This is a genomic window from Mesorhizobium sp. C395A, from assembly GCF_030323205.1.
In the GTDB taxonomy this organism is placed as follows: Bacteria; Pseudomonadota; Alphaproteobacteria; order Rhizobiales; family Rhizobiaceae; genus Mesorhizobium.
This window is the reverse complement of sequence record NZ_CP100473.1, coordinates 5,959,775-5,972,530: the sequence shown is the minus strand read 5'-3', so window position 1 is coordinate 5,972,530 and position 12,756 is coordinate 5,959,775. Positions and strand designations below refer to the sequence as shown.

14 protein-coding genes and 4 pseudogenes are annotated in these 12,756 nt (G+C 59.3%); 1 reads left to right on the top strand and 17 read right to left on the bottom strand.

Features of this window, described 5'->3' with window-relative positions; all coding sequences use genetic code 11:
- Nucleotides 1-31: 31 nt before the first annotated feature.
- The 14 genes and pseudogenes from NLY37_RS28925 to NLY37_RS30865 form a co-directional block, all read right to left on the bottom strand.
- Nucleotides 32-1,360 (bottom strand): aspartate aminotransferase family protein, encoded by a 1,329-nt coding sequence (locus tag NLY37_RS28925; RefSeq protein ID WP_023743534.1) that lies wholly within the window; start codon nucleotides 1,358-1,360, stop codon nucleotides 32-34.
- A gap of 19 nt (nucleotides 1,361-1,379) precedes the next feature.
- Complete coding sequence (gene fdxA, locus NLY37_RS28920; protein WP_023743535.1) at nucleotides 1,380-1,703, bottom strand: ferredoxin FdxA; 324 nt, start codon at nucleotides 1,701-1,703, stop codon at nucleotides 1,380-1,382.
- A gap of 45 nt (nucleotides 1,704-1,748) precedes the next feature.
- The gene (locus NLY37_RS28915; protein ID WP_156934001.1) at nucleotides 1,749-3,179 is read right to left on the bottom strand and encodes a KamA family radical SAM protein; all 1,431 of its coding nucleotides are present in this window, start codon (nucleotides 3,177-3,179) and stop codon (nucleotides 1,749-1,751) included.
- Between the two features lie 688 nt (nucleotides 3,180-3,867).
- Nucleotides 3,868-4,413, bottom strand: a complete 546-nt coding sequence (locus tag NLY37_RS28910; protein WP_084559077.1) for a transposase — start codon at nucleotides 4,411-4,413, stop codon at nucleotides 3,868-3,870.
- Nucleotides 4,371-4,982 carry a helix-turn-helix domain-containing protein gene (locus tag NLY37_RS28905; protein ID WP_286441010.1) on the bottom strand — a complete coding sequence of 204 codons (612 nt, stop codon included), beginning with the start codon at nucleotides 4,980-4,982 and terminating at the stop codon, nucleotides 4,371-4,373. Before NLY37_RS28905 ends, NLY37_RS28910 begins: the two co-directional genes overlap by 43 nt.
- A gap of 150 nt (nucleotides 4,983-5,132) precedes the next feature.
- Complete coding sequence (locus tag NLY37_RS28900; RefSeq protein WP_023743237.1) at nucleotides 5,133-5,930, bottom strand: amino acid ABC transporter ATP-binding protein; 798 nt, start codon at nucleotides 5,928-5,930, stop codon at nucleotides 5,133-5,135.
- 191 nt (nucleotides 5,931-6,121) lie between these two features.
- Complete coding sequence (gene ehuD, locus NLY37_RS28895) at nucleotides 6,122-6,832, bottom strand: ectoine/hydroxyectoine ABC transporter permease subunit EhuD (protein WP_023743238.1); 711 nt, start codon at nucleotides 6,830-6,832, stop codon at nucleotides 6,122-6,124.
- A gap of 3 nt (nucleotides 6,833-6,835) precedes the next feature.
- On the bottom strand, nucleotides 6,836-7,498 hold the full coding sequence (gene ehuC / locus NLY37_RS28890) for an ectoine/hydroxyectoine ABC transporter permease subunit EhuC (protein ID WP_023743239.1): 663 nt from the start codon (nucleotides 7,496-7,498) through the stop codon (nucleotides 6,836-6,838).
- A gap of 14 nt (nucleotides 7,499-7,512) precedes the next feature.
- The gene (gene ehuB, locus NLY37_RS28885; RefSeq protein WP_023743240.1) at nucleotides 7,513-8,406 is read right to left on the bottom strand and encodes an ectoine/hydroxyectoine ABC transporter substrate-binding protein EhuB; all 894 of its coding nucleotides are present in this window, start codon (nucleotides 8,404-8,406) and stop codon (nucleotides 7,513-7,515) included.
- A gap of 365 nt (nucleotides 8,407-8,771) precedes the next feature.
- Nucleotides 8,772-9,809 carry an IS4 family transposase gene (locus NLY37_RS28880; protein ID WP_286441007.1) on the bottom strand — a complete coding sequence of 346 codons (1,038 nt, stop codon included), beginning with the start codon at nucleotides 9,807-9,809 and terminating at the stop codon, nucleotides 8,772-8,774.
- 262 nt (nucleotides 9,810-10,071) lie between these two features.
- Nucleotides 10,072-10,215: pseudogene (locus tag NLY37_RS28875) on the bottom strand (IS4/Tn5 family transposase DNA-binding protein); the annotation flags it as partial.
- Nucleotides 10,216-10,438: 223 nt separating this feature from the next.
- Nucleotides 10,439-10,633 (bottom strand): annotated as a pseudogene (locus NLY37_RS28870) (IS1096 element passenger TnpR family protein); the annotation flags it as partial.
- A 127-nt stretch (nucleotides 10,634-10,760) separates the two neighbouring features.
- Nucleotides 10,761-10,835 (bottom strand): annotated as a pseudogene (locus NLY37_RS28865) (plasmid pRiA4b ORF-3 family protein); the annotation flags it as partial.
- Nucleotides 10,836-10,906: 71 nt separating this feature from the next.
- A pseudogene (locus tag NLY37_RS30865) lies at nucleotides 10,907-11,131 on the bottom strand (hypothetical protein); the annotation flags it as partial.
- On the opposite strand from NLY37_RS30865, the gene NLY37_RS28860 reads away from it, so the two are divergent.
- Nucleotides 11,073-11,363, top strand: coding sequence for a tyrosine-type recombinase/integrase (locus NLY37_RS28860; RefSeq protein WP_353621608.1), 291 nt, complete (start codon nucleotides 11,073-11,075; stop codon nucleotides 11,361-11,363). The pseudogene NLY37_RS30865 and the gene NLY37_RS28860 overlap by 59 nt on opposite strands.
- Nucleotides 11,364-11,410: 47 nt before the next feature.
- On the opposite strand, the gene tnpB is transcribed toward NLY37_RS28860, so the two are convergent.
- The 3 genes from tnpB to NLY37_RS28845 all read right to left on the bottom strand — a co-directional run bounded on the left by tnpB (nucleotide 11,411) and on the right by NLY37_RS28845 (nucleotide 12,691).
- The gene (gene tnpB, locus NLY37_RS28855) at nucleotides 11,411-11,566 is read right to left on the bottom strand and encodes an IS66 family insertion sequence element accessory protein TnpB (protein WP_023743220.1); all 156 of its coding nucleotides are present in this window, start codon (nucleotides 11,564-11,566) and stop codon (nucleotides 11,411-11,413) included.
- Complete coding sequence (locus NLY37_RS28850; RefSeq protein ID WP_245271020.1) at nucleotides 11,563-11,829, bottom strand: transposase; 267 nt, start codon at nucleotides 11,827-11,829, stop codon at nucleotides 11,563-11,565. The genes tnpB and NLY37_RS28850 overlap by 4 nt, the downstream gene beginning before the upstream one ends.
- Nucleotides 11,830-12,193: 364 nt before the next feature.
- Nucleotides 12,194-12,691 (bottom strand): aminotransferase class I/II-fold pyridoxal phosphate-dependent enzyme, encoded by a 498-nt coding sequence (locus NLY37_RS28845; RefSeq protein ID WP_280938696.1) that lies wholly within the window; start codon nucleotides 12,689-12,691, stop codon nucleotides 12,194-12,196.
- Between the last annotated feature and the right edge of the window lie 65 nt (nucleotides 12,692-12,756).

The following is a 12,756-nucleotide window of genomic DNA, read 5'->3' as shown; positions in this document are numbered from 1 at the left end:
TGCCTCCACATTCCGCGCCCCAGTGGCGTGGTTACAAATGAGGCTTCATCTTTCGTAGAGCGATGAGAACCACAGCAGCCATGTCATCAGTGTCATCCTCAGACATTGCCGTTGACAGGAAACCAGTACCCGTTTCGACCATGAGCAGGCCGCCGTCGAAAAGATGTCCGACGAATGTTGAAAGAAGTGCAGCTTTCTCCGGCGACAGGTAAGCTTGCCGGTAGTTCTCAGGCGCGTCCGCGGATAGGTGGATACGAAACATCGAGCCTCTGCCGGTAACACAAGCAGGCACGTCGGCAGTCTTGATAGCCTCGCCGATCGAGCCGCGTGCGCGGTCGCCTAGTGCGTTGAGCCTGTCAACAGCTTCCCGGTCGTACAACTTCATCGCCGTATGGCCGGCGATCATCGTGATTGGGTTTGCCGAGAAAGTGCCAGAAAGCGGGAAAGGCGCCGGACCATTGAGGGGGTTCAGGACTTCCATCACCTCAGCACTACCGGCAATGGCCCCGGCGGGAAAACCGCCCCCTATCATCTTGCCTAAGGCCGTGATGTCCGGCTGGACATCATACCATTGCTGCGCCCCTCCAAATTTGGACCGGAACGTGATCACTTCGTCGAAGATCAAGAGCGCCCCGTTATGCTCGGTCCAGCGTCTCAGCGCTTGAATGAAATCTTCGGCCGCTTGTACCACGCCTATGCGATGAGGAAGCAGGTCGACCAGCACACACGCCAATTGGTCGCGATGTTCGTCGAGTATCTCGAGCGCCCGTTGCGCATCATTGAATGGGATTACAACGACATCGTCGAGTAAGCGCTGAGGCGTCCCACGCGACACAGCAACGCTGGATGGGCGCTCCGGCTGTCCCCAATTGTCCGGCTTGGCCGTCTGGCTTGCCTCTGCATAGTCGTAGAGGCCGTGATAGGCCCCTTCGACCTTTGCGATCTTCGGTCGCCCGGTGAATGCCCGCGCGGCTTTGAGGCTCGCCATGACCGCCTCGGTGCCCGAATTGACGAAGCGGATTCTCTCAAAGGCCGGATTGCGGCTGCGAATATACTCGGCGTAATCGATCTCGACTTCCGTACCGAGGGTAAAAGCGGTTCCTTTCTGCAACTGCTCGCTGACAGCAGCAACGATCGCCGGGTGCGCATGCCCGTGAATCAGCGAGGCAATATTATTCGCAAAGTCGGTGCGACGGACGCCCTCCACGTCATAGACGTAGCACCCTTGCCCTCTCTCGACGTAGATCGGATGCGGCTTGCGCAAAATCGTATTTCGACTACATCCGCCAGGCAAAACGGATTTGGCGCGCTCAAACAGGGCTGCGCTTTTCGATATATCCGTATGCAAATTAGCGTCCATGCGCGTCTCCCAACAGCAGCTAGCGGTCCAAATGGCTGAACTTGCCTTGCACCCCGTCCCACGCCGCTGCGTCGGGGAGTGATTCCTTGGAATCAGTTATGTTGGGCCACAATCGCGAAAGCTCTTCGTTCAGCTCCAAAAAGTGCTTCATATCCGCCGGCAGGTCCGTATCCCGGTAGATCGCTTTTGCCGGACACACCGGTGTACAGGCATCGCAATCAATGCATTCGTCGGGGTGAATAACGAGAAAGTTCGGCCCCTCGTAAAAGCAGTCGACCGGGCACGCATCTACGCAGTCGGTAAATTTGCACTTGATGCAATTCTCGGTGACAACAAAGGTCACGTTGGGCCCCCATACTGTTTGGAAATGGCGAATCCTATCGCGCGCCTATTCCGCCGCCTGCAGGAATGCGGGGTTGATCCCATACATGGAATAGAGGCCAGCCTCGTCGAAGATGACGCGATCATCGTAACCGTTGAACCAGATTGCCTCTGGGTTTCGGCCGACCATGGTCACCTTGCATCGGTCGCGTGCATCAGCGGCTGAACGCAAGAGCTTGAAGATAACGACGCCTTTTTCACCACCAGGAACTCCCGGAACGGGCTCGTTGGTGACGGCCGCCACTTCGGTCTTGCCCTTGTAGTGCGTGATCGAAAGCCGCGCATGGGCTTCGACGCCCGACAGGCCCTTTTGCGACTCGTTCAAAATCTGCCATGCGCGCTCGATCGGCACATTGAATGCCTTGTGCCCGACTATGTCGCGACCACAGAAGAAATAGTGGTTGTTGATGCCGTTTCGGAGCATCTCGCGTTGCATGATCCGCAGCGCTTCGGCATCGTCGTTGATATCGCGGATGATTGGCGACTGATTGTGGATGGTGATCCAGTCGCGCCTGGCGAGTTCCTTGACCGCAACCCGCGTTTCGGGGAGCCATTGCAGCCCACCGCCCTGATTGTCGACATAGCCGCCATCCGGTGTCTTGCGGAGAAACTCATCAGGATGGTTGAAGTGCACCATCATCCGCAGGCTGACCTCCGGATAGGCCTCATGAAAGCCGTCGAGCATCGCAAAGAACGTCTGGTCGAACCGCTGCGGATGAAAAGCGAGCTCCTTGGTTCCGATGCGGATGTTCTCGACGCCGGCTTCCGCGAGCCCGGCCAGCCAGGCAGCAATGTTCTTGTTCCCCAGAACCATGGGATCGCCGCCTGACATCAGGATCTCGCGAAGCTTCTCACGGCCGGTTTCTGGATGGCGGCCGCCATTCGCCGCCACCGCCCTATTGTGTTCGCTGATGTATTCGACAATCTCCCCGAGCTGCGCCAAGCCTTTTGGAGCAACTGTCCCGTCCTCACGGGTGATCTCCTTGCGGCCGATCAGTTCCTCCCGGTAGCAGAAGCGACAGTGGGCGGAGCAGGTGGACGCCACATAGAGCAGACCAAGCTCATACTTATGGATCAACCCCTCGCGTGGGCTGTAGGTCATTTGCTTGCCCGGATCTTCGGCACCGTCGAGATCATAGGTTTCCTTCGGGCTGGCTTTCACCAGCGTCTGCATGGGCCGACTGTATTGCGCCTGCTCATAATAATGCCGCGTGATCTTGATCGGCATCCGGGCTTCCAGATCCTTAGCGGTCCCCTTCAGTTCAAGGATCCGGTCGAGTTCTTCTTGCGAGTAGAAACCCCGCATGTCCTGGGACACGTCACCGCTAGCGAACTTGGCTATGCCGGTGATGATCTGCCGGTCGTATTTGCCATTGACCACATTGTCCAGAAACGACTGCTCACGCTGCGATGGCATGTATTTCTCGATGGCATTCACAGCGCGCACCTCCAAAGCTGAAGTATTCCGGTCCGCCGCAGAAGTCGGTTACGGACCGGTGTCTTACTTTTACTGCCGCAGTGTCAGATGCCTTGGGCGGACTTACAAACGCATATATGTCACCATTCAGTGACCGGCACTCATGAGAGATGATTGGCAGGATGGCGATGATACAGTCCGCCTTCATGCCAGCGGATGGTTCGAAGTTTGTTCCGATTGTCGCGGCACTCACCCCGGAGCTCCTCCCAGGGCATGTTTTGCACCTCCATCAACAACGAAGGTACCAACGTTGAACCTCGGAAGCACCGAGCAGCGTAAGCGATGCGCCAAGGCACCTTGCAATAGGCTGATGAACATGGAGCTTTCGCTCGATGACATTGGAACATGCGAGGGGCGATATGGTCGCCGAGTTAAGCGGCCCCGCGGCGGCCGAAGAGCTTTCAACGGTGCCCGGGCGCGTGCGGCAACGAAGACTGTGGAGTTGCACCGAGAAGCGCGCGTTGGTCGACCTGGCGAGCGCGGCGGGGTCGTCGGTGACCGAGGTCGCGCAAGCGTTCGGCTGCTTATACTCTGCTCTGCTTCGCCGAGCGGGATAGGCGGATAGGCCGGTTTGCCTGCTGAGGACAACTTCTACCACTCGCAAGGGCACACAAGCGAAATGGGCTGTAATACCAAGTCTCGCTGATCTTCACCCGTGTGCCCAGCGGCGTAGACCGATGGACATGATGCGCCACGGCTGGTCGATGAGACGGTTCCACGCGAAGCAGCAATGGTCGAGGATGTCGTCATAGGATTTGAAGATACGGTTGGAGAGCCAGTTGTCGCGCATGAATTGCCAGATGTTTTCGACCGGCTTGAGCTCAGGGCATTTCGACGGCAGCGGCAACAAAGTGCTGGTCTCGGGCACCACGAGGGCGGCGGAGAGATGCCACCCGGCCTGATCGATCAGCAGTACAGCATGAGCGCCCGGCGCCACGGCGCCAGAGATTTCCGCTGATGGAGCGTCATTCCTTCCGTGTTGCAGCGAGGCAGCACGAGCCCCGCGCCTTTGCCTTCGGCCGGACAGATCGCACCGTAGATGTAGGCCGACGTGGTGCGCTGATCCTGCTGATGGTCGCGTTCCGCGCCTTGCCCAACGGCGGGTAATCCCGTTTTTCTGACCGACCCTGGCCTCGTCCTGCCACCACAACTCTATGGGTGTGCCACGGGGAAGTGTCGCCCGGATCGCCGCCACTGCGGCGGGGAAGTTTTTTTAAAAGCCGGAATGGCGTCAGCATCCTGCGCATGATGGCGGGGCCGCGCCGACAGTTTGCGGTAGCCCATGGCGCGCAGTTCCCGGCTCAGCGTCTGCTTGCTGATGGAGATGGTGAACTCGTCCCGGACCCACTGCGCCAAGTCGATCAGACGCCAGCGCACAACGCCGTGCGATGCCGGGATCGGGCCACTCTCGACAATGTTCGCCAAGGTCCGGCGCTGCGCATCATCCAGCAGGGGCACGCCACCAGGAGACACCCCGTTGATCAGGCCGTTAGGGCCAGAGGCGTTGAAGCGCAGCACCCAGTCGCGAACCGTCTGAAGACCTACGCCGCCAACCCGCGCCGCCTCGCAGCGCGTGCTGCCCTCGTAAATCATCGCCAACGTCAGCAACCGGCGAACCTGGTTCGCATTATCGCTCGACCGGGCCAGTGCCCGCATCGCCGACGCCGTATAACCATCTCGAAGCTTCACTGCCGCTGCCATCGCCAACCTCCTTGGGTTCGCGATCAATGAATCAGACACCAGCCATTTTGGAAAGCCCTTCATGAGTCAGGGCTCAAGAGACTTGGTATAAGCTGGCACCCGCCTCAACCAACTTCGCCACTTCGCAATGACGAGCCCGCGATCGCGCGGCGGGAGTCCACGCCAGGAAGGTCCTCGGCGGATTTGTTATTCTCGGGGTCCGCCCGTAACGAGCTACTGCAAGATCTGGCTCAAGAACAGCTTCGTTCGCTCATGCTTGGGACTGCTAAAGAATTCGGCTGGCGAGTTCTGTTCGACGATCTCGCCCTGATCCATAAAGATGACGCGGTTTGCGACCTGGCGGGCAAAGCCCATCTCGTGGGTTACGCACAGCATCGTCATGCCCTCCTCTGCGAGCAAGACCATGGTGTCGAGCACTTCGCTGATCATTTCAGGATCAAGCGCCGACGTCGGCTCGTCGAAGAGCATGACGCGCGGGTTCATGCACAGCGAGCGGGCGATCGCCACGCGCTGCTGCTGACCACCCGAGAGTTGGCCGGGATATTTGTTGACCTGCTCGGGAATCTTGACGCGCTTGAGGAAATGCATGGCGATTTCCTCAGCTCGCTTTCTAGGAATCTTGCGCACCCACATTGGCCCCAGCGTGCAGTTCTCGAGGATCGTCAGATGCGGAAATAGATTGAAGTGCTGGAACACCATGCCGACCTCGCGACGCACCTCGTCAATACTTTTGAGTTTGCTGGTGAGTTCGATGCCGTCTACGACGATCTTCCCCTTCTGGTGCTCCTCGAGCCCATTGATGCAGCGGATCATCGTCGACTTCCCTGAACCAGATGGCCCACACACCACGATGCGTTCGCCTCGCATGACCTTTAAATTAATATTTCTCAGGACCTGAAAAGCGCCAAAGTATTTATGCATGTTGACAATCTCGATGGCTACTTCGGCATCGGTCACCTGCGGCTCTGGACGACTTCCAGAGATGTTGAAATCGGCGTTTATCTGATCCATGGAGTTATTGCCTCGATTAATCGGGTAAGATCGTATCCCCGCGTCGGGGCCTTTTCGGCGAACCAACGACTAACGTTCCCACCAGTTTGCTGTTGCGTCCAACTCACACGCTCCGGCGCCTCAGTTAAGCTACAGTGTTGGTGCGTAGGCCGCATAGCGAACCCCCTCCGGCTCACCGTGCACCAACGTGTCTAACCTTGCTCACTCCGTATGTTCAGAGGGTCATTGATCAGCGATCGAGGAAGTTTCATGCCTCGCGTTGAGAACCTACGCTCAAGCTTGCGCACGAAATAGGCGGCCATCAAGCTTACGCTCAAGAGGATCACTGTAACGGCAGTATAAGGCTCATTGTAGCGGTAGGTAAGGCCGGCGACATTGTTGGCGGCGCCAAAGAGATCGACCACGGTAATCGCAGCAAGGAGCGGGGTCTCCTTGAAGAGGCCGATGAGGTAGTTACCAAGCGGGGGAATCATGGGCGGCACCGCCTGAGGTAGAATAACCTTGAGCCACAAGGGCAGAGGCTTGAGGCCAATGGCCAGTGCTGCTTCCCATTGGCCCCTCGCCACACCCTCGATGCCAGCGCGATAGACTTCTGCGATATAGGCGCCGATATGAAGTCCTAAGCACAGAGTGCCCGTTGCTAGGGCAGAGAAGCGGATGCCAAACGATGGCAATACGTAGAAAGCGAAATAGAGCTGTACCAGGAGCGGCGTGCAGCGCATGAAGGCGATATAGCCACCGCAAGAAAGTCGCAGCGGCATATTCTTCGAGCGACGGCCCAGCGCCAGGATTAGCCCGATGATGAGAGCGAGCGCGAAACCGCCGAAGGTGGCTTCGACTGTCACAAGCAGACCGCGCAGGAGTTGGGGAAGGATTTGGATCAGGAATTCAAAGCTAAACATCTCTTACCCTCGCCGATAGCGTGCGGCATAACGCTCGGCCGAACGTACGATTAGACTTAGCGGATAGGCGATTGCGAAATAGAGCAGAAGCACCAGCGTCCATACTTCGACGGTGTGGCCGGTGGTAACAACCATCTGGCGGCCGGAGAAAGTGAGCTCGGTAATTGTGATGAGTGAAACGAGGGATGTCGCCTTGACCAGATCGATCAGCAAATTGCCGAAGGACGGCAGCATTACGACAAGCGCCTGGGGAAGGACGACCAGCCTGTAAGTCTGGGCTTTGGTGAGACCTAAGGAACTCGCCCCTTCATGCTGGCCGGGCCCGATCGCGAGAATGCCTGCGCGCACCACTTCCGAGCCGTAAGCTGAGAGATTGAGCCCAAGGCCAATGACGGCAGTAGCAGTTGGCTGCAGCGAAATACCGAAAGCGGGCAGGATGAAGAACAGATAATAGAGCTGAACGATCGCCGAAGTGCCGCGCAGAATCTCAACATAGGCCGTAGTCAGGCCTCTCGCCAAAGGGTTGGAGACAAAGCGGAGCAGTCCGATGACGAAAGAAAGAACGAAAGCCAGAACTGCTGTAAGCAGAGTGATCTCGAGCGTGACCGCAGCCCCCTTAAGGAGCTGCGGCAGCACGTCGAGTGAGACGAGGTTATGAAGATCCATGTCCAGAGTTTAAATCAGGCTTTGCAGATCTGTTCCGCCGTCTTCACGCCATCCGGCAGTTCAGCCTTGCCGTATCCGTAGCTCGAGATGATCTCCAAGAGCTTACCGGAAGACAGGAGTTCGGCAAGTCCTGCGTCGAGCGCCTGTGTTAGGTCCGCATCGGCCTTGCGCAGCCCTAAGGCGGAATAGCCATATTTCTGCTCGCCGTTTGCATCTTTGATCTGCTCGAAGCCTTCGACCCGTTCAACCGTCGGATCGTTCGCGGACTTGAGCAGCTCGTTGAGCTCAAGCGACGGGAAGTAAATCACATCGCAGCGACCTGCTTTGAGACCTGCCAGAGCTTCGGTTGCATTGGCGAACAGCACGACGCGGTCAGTAGGCACGTTCGCTTTGGTCAGATCCTCGACGTTGGCCGAACCAGTCTGAGTGCCGACCACCACATCGGAATGGGCGGCGACCTCCGCTATGCTCTTTACCCCTTTGGGGTTGCCCTTGAGCGCCGCAAAGCCTGCGCCCGCACGGGTTACCGGATTGGTGAACGAGATCGCCTCACAGCGCGCTGGGAGAATGTACATGCCGGCCCCGATTATGTCGAAGCGATCTGCATTGATGCCAGGAATGAGAGCGTTGAACTCGACGATCTCGGCCTTGAGTTCCTTCACGCCGTGCGGCGCTAGAATTGCAGCGATGACATCCGGAATGGCGCCCTTGACCTTGCCATCAGTATCGACATAGCCGTAAGGTTTCTCATTTGCGACACCAACGCGCACGACACCATCCTTCGTAATCCGCTGCAGCGTGCCTTCGGCACGGGCTATCGATGGCAAGATGAGCGAGCTGGTCGCGAGTGCCGCAGTGCCAAGGAAATCGCGACGCGATAGTGAGAAGCCAGTCATATTGTAAACCATTCCCCAATTTCCTTCTTTTAGTTGCTCTTGGTATTCGCTTAGAGCGAATTCGAACCGGCCTTAGATAGGCCGTAGTCGGTCGGGCGCCGTATAATGTCACTCACCCGCCTAGCAGACATGCTAACTCCCTGAATTCGAGCATCAGTCCATCGATCCCATCAGTAAACGAAAGAGTTTATGCAACATCTCTCACCCGTGATATATGGTGAGAGGCCATGTCGTAATGTCCGAGGTGCGAAACTGCGGTGACAGCTCTGACAGCTTGGCCACGTCGCCAATCTCTTTGGCATCCGCACAGGTATTTATTCCGAAGGTTGTAGCTTCCGCGCGCAGCGTCAATGATCGGTAAGCCTCCGGTGAGGCTTTCAATTACCCACATCGTTTGATCCAATGGCGATGCCGAAGCTGATGTCGTGCAGGCGAGTTATGCCAGGCCAGATGACCATGTTGCCTGGAGGCGGATCATGCTTGCGGGCGAGATAGCCACCGAGCATGGCGATTTGCAGGAGGTAAGCGGCGAGCGTAGGCCGATGGAGACGCGGTCGCGTTCGGGACGCGTCGATCCGGTCGAGCGCAGTGATCTCAGCGAAGGTGAGAACGCTGTCGGGCGCGGCGTCTGGCTTGGCGCGCGCCGACATAGTGACGAAGAATATGCGCCAACTGACCACTGCGATGAGGGCGAGGAACTTCGCCAGCCTCTCGGCGGTCTCCAGTCTCGCCTCTTCGGCACGGCATCCGGACTTCATGACCTTGTGGAACACCTCCGCCTTCCAGCGCAGGGCGTACCAGCCGAGCTTCTCGACCGCCGCGGAGAGATCGTCGACCGGCAAGTTGGTCACCAGCTTCCAGTCGATCGGATCGCGTCCGGGCGGCGGATCCTCTTCGAGAGCGTGGATGTATGTCAGAACCTGCGGACTGTAGCGCTTCTGCTTGCCCACGGGCGGCAAGGTGTTGATGGCGACGAACTTCACCTGCAGCCAGGTCGTCTCGTCCTGATCGACCGTAATGCGATGACGTCCCGACCAAGGCGTCGCCGCAAGTTGGGCAAAAACGCGATGAGCTGGATCGTGTGGGGCAGCATCGGCAGGCCGCTCAGCCAGCCTGTTCGTCTGCACCCGCACGAGGAAGCTGGTACCAAGGTCCTGCGCGGTGCAATAGAGCTCGTAGATGTCGCTCTCCCGGTCACCCACATGCACGCAGCGCTCGGGCGTGCCAATGAGCGCGATGGACTGGCGCAGGTTCTCCAGCCAGCGGTAGCTCTCCTTCGTCTCGATCGGCACGCGCGTGGGATTGATGTGCCGCTTGAGCGCGAGCGTTCCCTTGAACTTCGTTCGTGTCCAGAACTTCGCCGCCGTCAGACCGAGGGGCGTGCCGGTGAGGGTGACGGCCAGGCTCGAATGCATCAGCACACCGCACAAGGTCTGCACGTTGCGCTGCCCGGCCTTGTAGCGCCCGGCGTTGATGGTTTGTGAAGCCGATTTTGCCCGGCTGCGCGCGGCTGTAGATAAATTCGGTCGTGTCCTGCAGGATAAGGATCGGACCTTCGCTCGCCGCAACGCGCGCTGCGGTCGCGGCGAAATGGCCGGCGAGAACGCTGTGTTCGGTCACGCGCGGGTTGTCAAAGAAGCGGTAGGCAGCCTTCGCCGCCGCCCAGTCGCCACAGGCCGCCGGGATCGGCTTGCCAGGCGCCGCTGACATTTGATCCAGTAACCGTCGAAGCCGACGCGCCAGACGCTTGTCGGGAAGAGCCGCCTTGGAAAGCTCTTCCTCCTGCCAAGCGGCTTCGCTCCTGCTGGACCTGTCTCGCATCCGTGACGCCTCCATGATTCGGCGTCACGAACAAAATCACGGCAGATTCATCCGGGGCAATAGACCCCGCCGACGATGTGGGTAATTGAAAGCCGGTGAGGACCGGTGAGGGCCGCGGCCTACTTGTGATCTTCAGTGTGTCTTGCTGCGGCTCTTTGCAAAGCCGGCCTTGCCGAGAGCGCGGCGTCTGGCAAGCTTTCCCATCCGATGTCGGATTTCGTCTTCAGCGCATGTTCGGGATCGAACGGGCGAACGGGCGCCCGTGCCAGCGTTTGAGTTCGCGATGCTGCTCGTGCTTTGGATCGGCGATGGCGTCAAGGAACAGTTCGAAGCCGGGGATGCCGCCGACATCCTCGGGCGGAGCGCGGCCAGCGCCGTCGATGTAACGGGGATGCTCGGCAGCTGGATCGGCCCCGCCGATCTCCTCGATTGTGACCGCGTGCCGCCAGTCGTCGCCGAAGTCGTAGGTGTAGGCCAATGCCACGATCGACCAGCGTGCCGAGCCGCATGGTCTTCGCCGAGTAGGTTTTGTCGCGCTGGCTATCCCATTCGGGATCGGGGATAGCGTAGCGCTTTCCGTCGGCCCGGAATTCGAACAGGTGATAGTCGTCGAACGGCATGGCCGCTTGAATGCTTGAATGACGTCGTGCAGGGCCTTGAGCGTTGTCGTCAGCGGCACCTCGGCGCGCCGCCAGATGGCGGGCTGCCAGTCATCGAGCTGGATCCTGATGCGGGCGATACGATTGGTGGCTCTGCCGCCAATCTGCAGATTGCGCCGTCCAGTTCCACGGCAGCCGGCTCTGCGGCGTGTCGGCGATGCGGGCGAGCGCCTGACTCGTTTCGGAGCAACCCATATCGTGCGGCGTGTGGCCGCCGAGGCCGTGGCTATCAGGCCGGCCTCGGCCGACAAGCCCATATCGCCGCACATCTTCCGGCACTCCCTCGCCATGAAGCTTCTCCAGTCCGGCGTGGACCTTTTGACGATCCAAGCCTGGCTCGGGCACGCACAGGTCGCCACGACCCACCGCTATGCCGCCGCGGATGTCGAGATGATGCGCAACGGACTCGAGAAGGCGGGCGTCGCCGGCGACCACGGCGTGCGTTTCCGACCGAACGACGCCGTTCTGCAACTGCTGAACAGCATCTAAATATTATGCGGCGGAGGCAAGCTGGGTTTGGCCGGCCCTGACGGGCGTCAGGGCGGCTCCGCCACATAATCTCGCCCGACGCATAAATGCGGATCCCGGCCCAACGTCTCCTGAACCTGCAGAGCGAGCCCTTGCATCCCGCGACGCATATCGGTCCGGCCGACCGCCAACCAGATCCGCACCTGGCTCGGAACCGGGATCATGAAACGCCCAGCGCCTTCACCATGCCGCCGCCAGTGTCGGCGGCGATGGTCAGCGGAATCCGCAGCCGCACCTTGCCGGCGATCTCCAGCTCGATCACCGCTGGGGGCGCCGCCGGCACCGAAGCGGCGACAGGCTCATCGGGAACCACGACAACTTCGGCAAAGCCCGTCTCGCGGGCTCTCAACGTGCGGCGCCACTTATAGATCAGGCCACCGCCGCCACTGTGGCCCCGGGCGCAAATGCCGCGGCCAGTATCCGGCACTGATCCTCTTCACGCCAACGACGACGACGCTCCGGTCCGGTCAATACGTCACATGGCTCATGCTGTGCTGCTAACTACGCTCGTAAGGGCGACCTTAAGAGCGCAGCTTCGCTACCGTGCCATGCTCGCGCAAGGCGGCCCTCGCCGGAAGCGTACTACAATGATGGCGGCAGTCAACGCCGATCAAGCTGTGATTTCTGCCGACAACGATCTTGCTGGCGGCGCTGCGGATGGGCTGTTTTTCGTTCGAAAGTCGATCAATTTTCGCAGCCAGGCCGAGCGATGGCTCCCAACCGGCGGCTACTGGCCGGGCGCGTTCCAAGTGGCGGAGCGACCAACGCTCGCAACCTTCTCGGTCCGTACACTAAAGACACATCTTAAGTGCTGCGACCAGATCATCGATTTGGGCGCGGGAGTGGCTCGAAAAAACCGCGATTCTTAACGTTTCGACCGGGGGAGCGTCGGAATACCCATCGGCTGCCACATACTTTACGACCATGTCTTTCTCTCGCAGCCTGCTATAGACCCGCTTCAGGTTGGTGGGTGCCTGAACGCTGAAGATTGGCACCGGTGTTTTCGGAATGGAAAGCCCCAAACTACTGAGACCATCGCGCATATGTTTCACATTGGTGCGCAACGCCTGCAGCATGGTCGGATCGTCCCTGAAGAGGCGCAATCCCGCTCCGGCAGCAGCCACCGCAGGAACGGGGGGCCATGAGGCACCGGGGATTACTCCGGCTTTCGCAGCGATCTTTTCGGCGAGCGCGCGGCTTACCGGAACAATACCGCCAAAGCCGCCAAAAGCCTTGCTGAGCGTGCCCGCGCAGAAAGTGCCCCTTCCCTCGACGCCAAAATGTTCCAACGTTCCCTCGCCCGGAGGTCCCGAGCACCCCAACTCCGTGCGAATCATCAATGCATAATAGTCCG

Coding starts and splice junctions, on each gene's coding strand:
- NLY37_RS28925 (WP_023743534.1), bottom strand. CDS start 1,360: ATGGACGCTAATTTGCATACGGATATATCGAAAAGCGCAGCCCTGTTT.
- NLY37_RS28905 (WP_286441010.1), bottom strand. CDS start 4,982: ATGAAGGGCTTTCCAAAATGGCTGGTGTCTGATTCATTGATCGCGAAC.
- NLY37_RS28900 (WP_023743237.1), bottom strand. CDS start 5,930: ATGGATCAGATAAACGCCGATTTCAACATCTCTGGAAGTCGTCCAGAG.
- ehuD (WP_023743238.1), bottom strand. CDS start 6,832: ATGTTTAGCTTTGAATTCCTGATCCAAATCCTTCCCCAACTCCTGCGC.
- ehuC (WP_023743239.1), bottom strand. CDS start 7,498: ATGGATCTTCATAACCTCGTCTCACTCGACGTGCTGCCGCAGCTCCTT.
- ehuB (WP_023743240.1), bottom strand. CDS start 8,406: ATGGTTTACAATATGACTGGCTTCTCACTATCGCGTCGCGATTTCCTT.
- NLY37_RS28880 (WP_286441007.1), bottom strand. CDS start 9,809: ATGCATTCGAGCCTGGCCGTCACCCTCACCGGCACGCCCCTCGGTCTG.
- tnpB (WP_023743220.1), bottom strand. CDS start 11,566: ATGATCCCGGTTCCGAGCCAGGTGCGGATCTGGTTGGCGGTCGGCCGG.